At 72.0% G+C, this 11,117-nt stretch carries 11 protein-coding genes; 5 read left to right on the top strand and 6 right to left on the bottom strand.

Translation table 11 applies throughout. From position 1 onward, the window contains the following. Nucleotides 1-179 precede the first annotated feature (179 nt). On the top strand, nt 180-1,169 hold the full coding sequence (moaA, locus tag ACZ4Z1_RS19970) for a GTP 3',8-cyclase MoaA (protein WP_468487920.1): 990 nt from the start codon (nt 180-182) through the stop codon (nt 1,167-1,169). An 84-nt stretch (nt 1,170-1,253) separates the two neighbouring features. On the opposite strand, the gene ACZ4Z1_RS19965 is transcribed toward moaA, so the two are convergent. After that, nucleotides 1,254-1,529, bottom strand: a complete 276-nt coding sequence (locus ACZ4Z1_RS19965) for a hypothetical protein (protein WP_468487919.1) — start codon at nt 1,527-1,529, stop codon at nt 1,254-1,256. Nucleotides 1,530-1,725: 196 nt separating this feature from the next. Continuing rightward, nucleotides 1,726-2,100 carry a DUF3099 domain-containing protein gene (locus ACZ4Z1_RS19960; protein WP_468487918.1) on the bottom strand — a complete coding sequence of 125 codons (375 nt, stop codon included), beginning with the start codon at nt 2,098-2,100 and terminating at the stop codon, nt 1,726-1,728. 216 nt (nt 2,101-2,316) lie between these two features. On the opposite strand from ACZ4Z1_RS19960, the gene ACZ4Z1_RS19955 reads away from it, so the two are divergent. Further along, nucleotides 2,317-2,595, top strand: coding sequence for a GlsB/YeaQ/YmgE family stress response membrane protein (locus ACZ4Z1_RS19955; RefSeq protein ID WP_365848081.1), 279 nt, complete (start codon nt 2,317-2,319; stop codon nt 2,593-2,595). Nucleotides 2,596-2,689: 94 nt separating this feature from the next. Here ACZ4Z1_RS19955 and tyrS read toward each other — a convergent pair whose 3' ends face one another. From tyrS to ACZ4Z1_RS19940, 3 genes are all read right to left on the bottom strand, one after another. Continuing rightward, nucleotides 2,690-4,093 (bottom strand): tyrosine--tRNA ligase, encoded by a 1,404-nt coding sequence (gene tyrS, locus ACZ4Z1_RS19950; protein ID WP_468487917.1) that lies wholly within the window; start codon nt 4,091-4,093, stop codon nt 2,690-2,692. A gap of 115 nt (nt 4,094-4,208) precedes the next feature. Next, the gene (locus ACZ4Z1_RS19945) at nt 4,209-5,612 is read right to left on the bottom strand and encodes a metallopeptidase TldD-related protein (RefSeq protein ID WP_468487916.1); all 1,404 of its coding nucleotides are present in this window, start codon (nt 5,610-5,612) and stop codon (nt 4,209-4,211) included. Continuing rightward, nucleotides 5,609-7,141 (bottom strand): TldD/PmbA family protein, encoded by a 1,533-nt coding sequence (locus ACZ4Z1_RS19940; RefSeq protein WP_468487915.1) that lies wholly within the window; start codon nt 7,139-7,141, stop codon nt 5,609-5,611. Before ACZ4Z1_RS19940 ends, ACZ4Z1_RS19945 begins: the two co-directional genes overlap by 4 nt. Nucleotides 7,142-7,348: 207 nt before the next feature. Here ACZ4Z1_RS19940 and fabG point away from each other — a divergent pair, with 207 nt between their 5' ends. Further along, nucleotides 7,349-8,053, top strand: coding sequence for a 3-oxoacyl-[acyl-carrier-protein] reductase (gene fabG / locus ACZ4Z1_RS19935; protein ID WP_468487914.1), 705 nt, complete (start codon nt 7,349-7,351; stop codon nt 8,051-8,053). Between the two features lie 5 nt (nt 8,054-8,058). Further along, the gene (fabI, locus tag ACZ4Z1_RS19930; RefSeq protein ID WP_406520643.1) at nt 8,059-8,835 is read left to right on the top strand and encodes an enoyl-ACP reductase FabI; all 777 of its coding nucleotides are present in this window, start codon (nt 8,059-8,061) and stop codon (nt 8,833-8,835) included. A 128-nt stretch (nt 8,836-8,963) separates the two neighbouring features. On the opposite strand, the gene ACZ4Z1_RS19925 is transcribed toward fabI, so the two are convergent. After that, nucleotides 8,964-9,647, bottom strand: a complete 684-nt coding sequence (locus tag ACZ4Z1_RS19925; protein WP_468487913.1) for a FadR/GntR family transcriptional regulator — start codon at nt 9,645-9,647, stop codon at nt 8,964-8,966. 130 nt (nt 9,648-9,777) lie between these two features. Between ACZ4Z1_RS19925 and ACZ4Z1_RS19920 the strand changes: the two genes are divergently transcribed. Further along, complete coding sequence (locus ACZ4Z1_RS19920) at nt 9,778-11,115, top strand: CynX/NimT family MFS transporter (protein WP_468487912.1); 1,338 nt, start codon at nt 9,778-9,780, stop codon at nt 11,113-11,115. Nucleotides 11,116-11,117 lie beyond the last annotated feature (2 nt).

Below are 11,117 nucleotides of genomic sequence, written 5' to 3'. Positions count from 1 at the left end.
CTACTGGGATGAGTAGTACTCCCTTGTTCCCTTCCGATGACGGGCGCTTCGCCCGCCCCCCCCCCCCCCCCCCCCCCCCCCCCCCCCCCCCCCGCCTCGTGATTTCTCACCCGTGCTCGCTGTCAGACCCATCGCGTAGGCTCGGAAGCGAAATGATCGGACTCGGGCAGGGGGCCCCAGTGCTCATCGACACATACGGTCGCGTGGCCACCGACCTGCGCGTCTCACTGACCGACCGGTGCAACCTGCGCTGCACGTACTGCATGCCGGAAGAGGGCCTGCAGTGGCTCGCCAAGCCCGACCTGCTCACCGACGACGAGATCGTCCGCCTCGTCCGCATCGCCGTGACCGACCTGGGCATCGAGGAGGTCCGCTTCACGGGCGGCGAGCCGCTGCTGCGCCCCGGCCTCGTCGGCATCGTCGAGCGCGTCGCCGCCCTGGAGAACCGCCCGCAGATGTCGCTGACCACCAACGGCATAGGCCTGGAGCGCACGGCCGCCGCCCTGCGCGCCGCCGGCCTGGACCGCGTCAACGTCTCCCTCGACACCCTGCGCCCGGACGTCTTCCGCGCCCTGACCCGCCGCAAGCGCCACGAGGACGTGCTCCGCGGCCTGGACGCGGCCCGAGCCGCCGGCCTCACCCCGGTCAAGGTCAACAGCGTCCTGATGCCCGGTTTCAACGACGACGAGGCCCCCGACCTGCTGGCCTGGGCGGTCGCGCACGACTACGAGCTGCGCTTCATCGAGCAGATGCCGCTCGACGCCCAGCACGGCTGGAAGCGCGACGGGATGATCACCGCCGGCGACATCCTCGCCTCGCTGCGGACCCGCTTCACGCTCACCCCCGAGGGCCAGGAGGAGCGCGGTTCGGCGCCCGCCGAGCGCTGGCTGGTGGACGGCGGCCCGCATCGGGTCGGCGTCATCGCCTCCGTCACCCGCCCGTTCTGCCGCGCCTGCGACCGTACGCGCCTGACCGCCGACGGTCAGGTCCGTACCTGCCTGTTCGCCACCGAGGAGACGGACCTGCGGTCGGCCCTGCGCTCGGACGCCCCGGACGCGGAGATCGCCCGCATATGGAAGCAGGCGATGTGGGGCAAGAAGGCGGGCTCGGGCCTGGACGACCCGTCGTTCCTCCAGCCCGAGCGGCCGATGTCGGCGATCGGCGGCTAGGTGCGCTGTCCCGGGACGTTGGTGTCAGGCCGCGGCCGTCGTCCACGGCTTGCCGCCAGAGGCCGGACCAATGGCGGCGGGCGGTCAGTCGCCGGCCGGCCGGTCGCCGGCGGCCTGCTCCCACGCCTCCAGCGTGACGACGTCCTTCAGGAAGCCGCGCAACTCAAGGAAGTTGGACAGATGCTCGCGGTGCTCCTCGCAGGCGAGCCAGGTCTTGCGGCGTTCCGGGGTGTGCAGCTTGGGGTTGTTCCAGGCCAGCACCCACACCGCGGCGGCGCGGCAGCCTTTGGCCGAGCAGATGGGCAGCTCGGACGCGGTGTCGCCGAAGGGGCCGGGAATCGGGGCGTCAGGGGAGGTCACGGCCTCAACCCTACGTCGCCGCCGGAGCGGACATGGCGACGCCGGGCAGCCACGGGGGGAGCCGCCCGGCGTCGGTCCGTCGCTCCGACGGGGGATGCGGAGCGCGTACGCAGTATGTCACGCGGGAGTGGGCCCGGTGCACCGGAACCGCATGATTGATCTGAGCTTTTCTTGAGCTTTGCCGACCACGGCCGGCTCAACTCCGCTCCTGCCGCGGGCCGTCCGCTTCCGGCCCGGCCGCTTCCGGGACCGGTTCCGCCGGGCCGGCGGTGCTCCCGGGACCCAGCATCGGCCGCGTGGGCGCCGGTATGAAGGTGGACGGCAGTGAACGTACGTTCTCCCGCCCCGCGTTGGCGATGACGACCGCGACGTACGGCAGGACGATGCCCAGCGCCAGTGTGGCGATGGCCACGTGACGCTCGATGTTCCAGAGCACGGCGGTGAGGATGACGGCCACCGTCCGCACCGACATGGAGATCACATAGCGCCGCTGCCGGCCCCGCACATCCTCGGTCAGCCCCTGCCGCGCTCCCGTGATCCGGAAGGCCTGGGCACCGGTCTGCTTCCGCATCACGTTCCACCACCTGCTTGTCGTGCCGGATTCTCCCCGGTTCCGCACCGATCCCACGTTACGCCGCGCCTGCGCCGCCTTCGAGACCGGGGCGCGATACGCCGGGGCCGGGTCCGCACCGCCATCCCGCGTACGGTCCGCTCCGGCGTGCGGCGTAGGGATTCCGGGGCGAAACTGGCTGGGCACGCTCACGCGCGCGCCGCTTTAGGAGGCGACATGACTTGGTTGTGGGCAATCATCGTGGGCCTTGTCCTGGGCCTGATCGCCAAGGCGATCCTCCCGGGCAAGCAGCAGATCCCCCTGTGGCTGACCGTGGTCTTCGGCATGCTCGGCAGCGTCCTGGGCAACTGGCTGGCCACCGGCATCGGGGTGAACGACACCAAGGGCATCGACTGGACGCGGCACCTGCTGCAGCTGGTCGGAGCGGTCGTGGTGGTCGCCGTCGGCGACCGGCTCTGGGCGGCCGTACGCGGTCACGGCAGAGAGACGACCTGACGGGCCCCGGTACGCGAGAACGGCCGGTGCGCATCCGTGCGCACCGGCCGTCGCCGTACCGGGGGCGGGGCGCCCGCCCCCGGTATCCGTGCGTTCAGCGCCCGTCGAGCTGCGCCAGCTTGCGGCCCGCCTTCAGGTAGGCCGTGCCGGAGGTACCGGCCAGCTTCTCGGCCAGCACCTCGCCCAGCGGCCGGATCACCTCGGCCTCGGCGAGCACCAGCGTCTGCTGGCCCTCCGCGGCCTCCACGACCAGGCGCAGCGCGTTCTGCTTGGCCAGCCGCCGCGCCGCCGAAGCGCTCGGCGTGAACTCCAGGACCTTGGTCAGGACCGTGGCCACCGTCTCCGCACCGTGCTCGGCGACGTCCACCACGGGCAGGGTGCTGACGTCGGCGAAGGACTTCCTGGAGAACTGCGCGACGAACCCGGCGCGCGCGGCCATCGCCGCCTCCAGGCCGTACAGCGCCGTCACGACCTCGCCCGCCAGGACCTTCTTGAGGTCCATCGGGTGCAGGCTCTTGTCGGCGATCCGGGCCAGGACGACCGCGATCTCCTCGTCGGTCCACTCCGTCCACGCCTTCAGGTACGGCTCCATCAGCCGGTCCGGCACCGACATGATCTTGCCGAAGACGTCGTCGGCGGGCGCGCTGAGCCCGACGTAGTTGCCCTTGGACTTCGACATCTTGGCGCCGGTGCCGTCGGTGCCCTCGATCAGCGGCATCGTGACGACCAGCTGCGGCCGCTGCCCGCGCAGCTCCATGAGCTTGCGGCCCATCTGGAGGTTGAGCAGCTGGTCGGCGCCGCCCAGCTCCACGTCGCACTCCAGCGCCACCGAGTCCAGGCCCTGCGCGATGGGGTACAGCAGCTCGGTCATGGTCAGACCGGAGCCCGCGGCGAGGCGGTTCCTGAAGTCCTCGCGCTGGAGCAGCTGCGATACCGGCACCTGCGAGAGCAGTCCGAGCAGCTCAGGGAAGGTGTACGGCGCCAGCCACTCGCTGTTCTGCCGGAAGCTGACCTTCTCGAAGTCGAAGAACGGCCGGACCTGGTCGCGGTAGCTGGCCAGGTTGGCGGCGATGTCCTCGTCGGTCAGCGGCGGACGCTCGGCGGTACGGCCGGACGGGTCGCCGATCTTGGCGGTGAAGTCGCCGATGATCAGCGTCACGTCGTGCCCGAGCCGCTGGAACCGGCTCAGGATGATCAGCGGTACCGCGTGCCCGAGGTGCACGTCGGTGGCCGTCGGGTCGATGCCCAGCTTGATGTGCAGGCCCTGGCCCGCGGCGCGGCGCTCCTCGATCCGCTCGGCGAGCTGGTCCACGCCCGGCAGTACCTCGACGGTACGGGAGGCGATCAGCTCGGCCTGCTCCTTGGCGGGCAGGTCCGTCAGGTCGAGATAGCGCCGCTCGCCCGTCTCCTTGAGCAGCTCCGCGACGGTGGCGTCGGCGGAGAGGTCTGCGGAGAGCAGCGAGCTGGCGCGGGCGACGGATTCGCCGAGGCGTGTCATGGCGTTCCTGATCGGTCGGTGTTCCCGTACGGGAGGACGAAGGGAGAGTCTATTAGAGCCGGTGGCCGGTCCCTGGCGGGCGCCCGCCAGGGACCGGCCGGGGATCCGGAGCGCCTCACACCCCCGGGCTCACCGAACTCATGTTGAAGTCCGCAATCCGCAGAGGCGGCATCGCCGCACGGGTGAAGTAGTCGCTCCACTCCCGGGGGAGCGTGCGCTGCGTACGGCCCGCCTCCACGGCCCGCGCCAGCAGGTCCACCGGCGACTCGTTGAAGCGGAAGTTGTTCACCTCGCCGGTCACCTCGCCGTTCTCGACCAGGTAGACACCGTCCCGGGTCAGACCGGTGAGCAGCAGCGTCGCCGGGTCCACCTCGCGGATGTACCACAGGCAGGTCAGCAGCAGCCCCCGCTCGGTGTCCGCCACCATCTCCTCCAGCGACCGGGTGCCGCCCCCGTCCAGGATCAGATTGTCGATGCCGGGTGCCACCGGCAGCCCGGTCAGACCGGCGCTGTGCCGGGTGGTCACCAGCCGCCGCAGCTCGCCGGCGCGGATCCAGTCGGTCGGCTCCAGGGGCAGCCCGTTGTCGAAGACGGAGGCGTCGTCCCCGGAGGAGTGGGCCAGCACGAACGGCGCGCACTCCAGACCGGGGGCGCCCGGGTCGCTGCGCAGCGTCAGCGGCAGCTCCGCGAGCTTCGACCCGACGAGGGTGCTGCCGCCGGGCCGGGAGAAGACCGTGCGGCCCTCCACCGCGTCCCGGGCCGCCGCTGACCACTGCTGGTAGACGAACAGGTCCGCGACGGCGGTCGGTGGCAGCAGCGTCTCGTACCGCCCGGCCGGCAGCTCGACGCGCCGCGCGGCCCAGCCGAGCCGGGTGGCCAGCTTCGCGTCCATGGCCAGCGGGTCAGCGTCCCGGAAGTCACGGGTGGACCGGCCCGCCCACGCGGACCGGGCGCGGTCCGGGGACTTGGCGTTCAGCTCCAGCGTCCCGGTGGGCTGGTCGTGCCGCAGCCGCAGCCCCGTGGACGAGCCGAGATAGGACGACACGACCTCGTGGTACGCAAAGCCGTACAGCTCACGGCCCCCGTCACCGGCCTGCTTGAACGCCTCGCCCAGTGCGGGCGCGAAGGCGTCGAAGACCGCGGAGGACGTCTCGTCGGGGGCGTCGGTGAAGTGCGGCGACGGCGCGGCGCCCGCGACCAGCGGCGCGGCGTCCTCGGCGGGCCCGGCCTCCCGGGCGGCCGCCTCCGCCTCCCGTACCAGTGGCTCCAGGTCGGCGGCGGTCACCGCGGACCGCGACACCACACCCGAAGCGGTACCCTGCGCGCCGTCCACGGTGGCGACGACGGTCAGCGCCCGCCCCCGGGTGACGCCATTGGTGGTCAGCGCGTTACCCGCCCAGCGCAGATTGGCACTGGAACGCTCCTCGGCGATCACCACACAACCGTCGGCCCGGGACAGCTCCAGGGCCCGCTCGACGATCTCGTGGGGCGCGTTCGCCCGCCGCGTACGGCTGCTCATCGGCCCGCCTCCCGTGCCGTGTTCAGAATGCCGACACCGGTGAACAGCGCCGACGGACAACCGTGCGACACCGCGGCGATCTGCCCCGGCTGCGCCTTCCCACAGTTGAAGGCCCCACCCAGCACATACGTACCGGGCCCGCCCACCGCGGCCATCGAACCCCAGAAGTCGGTGGTGGTGCCCTGATAGGCGACGTCCCGCAACTGCCCGGCGAGCTGCCCGTGCTCGATGCGGTGGAAGCGCTGGGCGGTGAACTGGAAATTGTGCCGCTGCATATCGATCGACCACGACCGGTCCCCGACGACGTAGATGCCGTGCTCCACCCCGGAGATCAGGTCCCGCGTGGACGGTCCGCGTGGTGCGGGTTGCAGGGAGACGTTCGCCATGCGCTGGACGGGGACGTGGGCGGGGGAGTCGGCGTAGGCGCAGCCGTTGGAGCGCGGGAAGCCGGTGAGTTCGGCGGTGCGGCGGTCGAGTTGGTAGCCGACCAGGGTGCCGTTCTTGATGAGGTCCCAGGACTGGGCCGCGACGCCCTCGTCGTCGTAGCCGATGGTCGCCAGGCCGTGTTCGGCGGTGCGGTCGCCGGTGACGTTCATGATCTCGGAGCCGTACGCCAGCTTGCCGAGCTGGTCGAAGGTGGCGAAGGAGGTGCCGGCGTAGGCCGCTTCGTAGCCCAGCGCGCGGTCCAGTTCGGTGGCGTGGCCGATCGACTCGTGGATGGTGAGCCACAGGTTGGAAGGGTCCACGACCAGGTCGTAGCGGCCGGGCTCGACGCTGGGGGCCCGTAGTTTCTCGGCGAGGTGGTCCGGCATCCGGTCCAGCTCGGCGTCCCAGCCGTACCCGCCGTCGGTCAAATACTCCCAGCCGCGGCCCACCGGCGGCGCCAGTGTGCGCATCGAGTCGAACTCGCCGCTCACCGGGTCCACCGCGACCGCCGTGAGCTGCGGGTGCAGCCGTACCCGCTGCTGGGTGGTGCTGGTGCCCGCCGTGTCCGCGTAGAACTTGTTCTCCTGGACGGTCAGCAGTGAGGCGTCCGCGTGCGCCACGCCCGGCGCGGCCAGCAGCCGGGCGCTCCACTCGGCCAGCAGCCCGGTCTTGTCCGCGTCCGGTACGCCGAACGGGTTGATCTCGTAGGAGGAGATCCATGTGCGGTCCGGATACGCGGGCTCGTCGGCCAGCTCGACTTTCCCGGTGGAGCCGGCCGCCTCGATGACCTTGGCCGACAGCTTCGCCATCGCGACCGCCTGTCCGGCCACCCGCGCCGCGGCGTCCATCGTCAGGTCCATGCCGGACGCGAAGCCCCAGGCCCCGTTGTGCACCACGCGTACCGCGTAGCCCAGGTCCGTGGTGTCCGACGTCTCCGACGGCCGGGCGTCCCGCAGCCGCCAGGACGCGTTGCGCACCCGCTCCAGGCGGAAGTCCGCATGGGTGGCGCCCAGCGCGCGGGCCCGTGCCAGCGCGGCGTCGGCCAGTGCGTGGAGTGGCAGCGCGAGGAAGGTCTCGTCGATCGAGCGAGGTGTGGCAGGCAAGGCGTCCTCCCGGGGCAGGCGCCATGAATCATGCCCTGCCCGGGGCGCGCGGCCCACCCCGTAGGGGCACCGCACGGTGGTGTCTTCTGTAGGGACCCGACAGTGACCGGCGCGCGCGCCTGTCCGGGCTCGATTCTCCGTACGAGGCCGGTGACCGATAGTTTCGTAGCGAACGCAGGTCGGACAGGACACGGAAAGGGTGATCTCTTGAGCCGCTCGGTTCTGGTCACCGGAGGCAACCGCGGCATTGGCCTCGCCATCGCCCGGGCCTTCGCCGAGGCAGGCGACAAGGTCGCCATCACCTACCGCTCGGGGGAGCCGCCCGAGGGATTTTTGGCCGTGAAGTGCGACATCACGGACGCCGAGCAGGTCGAGCAGGCCTACAAGGAGATCGAGGAGAAGCACGGCGCGGTGGAGGTGCTGGTGGCCAACGCCGGCGTCACCCGTGACCAGCTGCTCATGCGGATGTCCGAGGAGGACTTCACCTCGGTCCTCGACACCAACCTCACCGGCACCTTCCGGGTGGTCAAGCGCGCCAACCGCGGCATGCTGCGGGCACGCAAGGGCCGCGTCGTGCTGATCTCGTCCGTCGTGGGCCTGCTGGGCTCCGCGGGCCAGGCGAACTACGCCGCCTCCAAGGCCGGGCTGGTGGGCTTCGCCCGCTCGCTCGCCCGTGAGCTGGGCAGCCGTAACATCACCGTCAACGTGGTCGCGCCCGGTTTCGTCGACACCGACATGACCCGCGCGCTCACCGACGAGCAGCGGGAGGGCATCGTCAAGCAGGTGCCGCTGGCGCGTTACGCGCAGCCCGAGGAGATCGCCGCCTCGGTCCGCTTCCTGGCCTCCGACGAGGCCGCGTACATCACCGGAGCCGTCATTCCCGTCGACGGCGGATTGGGCATGGGTCACTGATCAGCATGAGTGGAATCCTCGCAGGCAAGCGCATTCTGGTCACGGGGGTCCTCACGGACGCCTCGATCGCCTTCCACGTCGCCAGGCTGGCGCAGGAGGAGGGCGCCGAGGTCGTACTGACCGGGTTCGGCCGGCTCTCCCTCGTCGAGCGCATCGCCAAGCGGCTGCCGAAGCCCGCTCCGGTCATCGAGCTGGACGTGCAGAACAAGGAGCACCTGGACGGCCTGGCCGCCAAGGTCACCGAGCACTTCGGCGACGACCAGCTCGACGGTGTCGTGCACTCCATCGGGTTCGCCCCGCAGGACGCGCTGGGCGGCAACTTCCTGAACACCGAGTGGGAGTCGGTCGCAACGGCCGTCGAGGTCTCGGCGTACTCCCTCAAGGCCCTGACCATGGCACTGCTCCCGCTGCTGGAGAAGCGCGGCGGCTCGGTCGTCGGCATGGACTTCGACGCGCAGATGGCCTGGCCCAAGTACGACTGGATGGGCGTCTCCAAGGCGGCGCTGGAGGCCACCTCCCGCTACCTGGCCCGTGACCTGGGCCCGAAGAACATCCGCTGCAACCTGGTCTCGGCGGGGCCGATCAAGTCGATGGCCGCCCGCTCCATCCCCGGCTTCGAGGAGCTGACGGACGTGTGGTCGACCCGCGCGCCGATCGGCTGGGACCTGACCGACCCGGAGCCGGCCGGCCGTGGCGTCGTCGCCCTGCTCTCGGACTGGTTCCCCAAGACCACCGGCGAGATCGTCCACGTCGACGGTGGCGTGCACATGATGGGTGCCTGACACCCTCAGCGCCTGTAGCGCCGCAACGCTGCCCGTCCCGGTCCGCCGGGGCGGGCAGCGCGCGTTAACGGGGTGCGTTCTACGGGTGCGTCGTACGCGCGTGGGGTCTTACGGGTGCGTCGTACGGGTCAGCCGCTGCGCTGGGCGCTGAGGCGGCAGCCGAAGGGGTGGGCGCTCGCCTCGGCCGCGGCGCGCTCGTCGTCGCCCGCGCGGATCGCCGCCACCAGGCGCGCGTGGTCCACGTGCGCCTCGGGCCGCAGGACGTCGCCCACGTCGGCGCGCAGGAACTCGCGCAGTACGCCGCCGAGGTCCGCGTACAGCTCGGCCAGGACCTCGTTGTGCGAGGCCGCGACGACCGCCATGTGCAGCGTCGCGTCGGCCTCCACGAACGCCGTCGCCGCGCCGGACTCCCAGGCCCGTTCGCGCCGCTCCAGCGCGGTGTCGAGCTGCCGCAGGTCCTGGTCGGTGCGGCGGCGGGCGGCGAGCCGGGCCGCCGACGCCTCCAGGGCGCTGCGCAGTTCCGCCACGTGCTCGGGGTCGGCGTCGGCGAAGCGGCGGTTCATCACCCCGGCCAGCTCGCTGGTCGCCGCCACGTATGTGCCGGAGCCCTGGCGGATGTCCAGCAGGCCGTTGTGCGCCAGGGCGCGTACGGCCTCGCGGACGGTGTTGCGGGCCACTCCGAGCTGTTCGACGAGTTCGGGTTCGGTCGGGATGCGGGAGCCGACCGGCCATTCGCCGGAGGTGATCTGCGCCCGCAGCTGGGTGATCACCTGGTCCGCCAGTGCGGAGCGCCGGGGCGAGGTCAGTGGCATGTCAGCGCTCCAGTGGAGTCGGGGTCCGAAGGCCGTCGGTCGGCACCGCGAGAGGATAGCGAGCCTGCCGGGCACGGGATCCGGCCGGTGGCTGGACATTCATTCATCCTATGATTCTATGATGACGAGCATGTCAGACGACTCCCTCGCGACACTCGGCTCCGGCGCCGGGCCCCCCGGCGCGCCGCCGCAGCAGCACACGACCGCCTCGGCCGCACCGGCCGCGGCTCCGGCAGCCGTCCCGGAACCGGCCCGCGCCCCGGCCGCCGGGCGGGCCCTGCCGTTCCTCATGGTCGCCGGCCTGGTCCTGGCCGCCCTCAACCTCCGCCCGGCCATCACCAGCCTCGGCCCGCTCATGGAAGAGGTACGGTCCGGCCTGGGCATGAGCGCGACCGTCGCCGGGCTGCTCACCTCCGTACCGGCCCTGTGCTTCGCGGTCTTCGGCACCGCCGCCCCGCGGCTGGCCCGGCGCTGGGGCCCCGGCGCGGTCGTCTGCGCCGGGATGGCCGCGATCGCCGCGGGCGTCGTCGTACGGCCCTACACCGGCAGCACCGCCGGCTTCCTCGCCGCCACCGCGCTGGCCCTCGCGGGCATCGCGGTCAGCAACGTCCTGCTGCCGGTGGTCATCAAGACCTGGTTCCCGGACCGCGTCGGCCCGCTGACCGGCCTGTACTCGATGGCGCTCGCCCTGGGCACCTCGCTCGCCGCGGCGCTCACCGTCCCCATCACCAGCGCGCTCGGCGGCAGCTGGCAGTCCGGCCTGGTGGTGTGGGCGGTGCTCGCCGTACTCGCCGTCCTGCCCTGGCTGACGGTCGTCCGCGGCCGCGGGGGAGAGGGCGGGCCGGCTGCTCGGCAGCCCGCCGCGCCGGCCGCCACGCTGCGCGTCAGTACCTCGCCGACCGCCTGGGCGCTGGCCGTCTTCTTCGGCCTCCAGGCCACCGCCGCGTACATCACCATGGGCTGGATGCCGCAGATCTTCCGCGACGCCGGGGTCCCGGCGGGCACCGCGGGCGTGCTGCTCGCCGTCACGATGGCGATGGGCGTCCCGCTGTCCTTCGTGCTGCCACGGGTGGCCGCCCGGATGCGCAACCAGGGGTCGCTGGCCGTCGGGCTCGGCGTCTGCGGGCTGGCCGGCTATGCCGGGCTGTGGCTGGCCCCGGCCTCCGGCGCCTGGGCCTGGGCGCTGCTGCTCGGCATCTCCAACTGCTCCTTCCCGCTGGCCCTGACGATGATCGGGATGCGCTCGCGCAGCGCCGAGGGCGTCGTACGGCTGTCCGCCTTCGCGCAGAGCGTCGGCTACCTGATCTCCATCCCCGGGCCGCTCCTGGTGGCCACCCTCTACCAGCACAGCGGCGGCTGGGGGCTGCCCATCGCGCTGATGGCCGGGCTGATGGTGCCCCAGATGGCGGTCGGGATGCTGGCGGGCCGGGACCGCCGGATGGAGGACGAGGCCAAGGTGCGACACTGAAG

It is taken from the genome of Streptomyces sp. NPDC030165 (genome assembly GCF_055573595.1).
The sequence above is the reverse complement of the archived record's forward strand: the minus strand, read 5'-3'. Positions and strand labels throughout refer to the sequence as shown.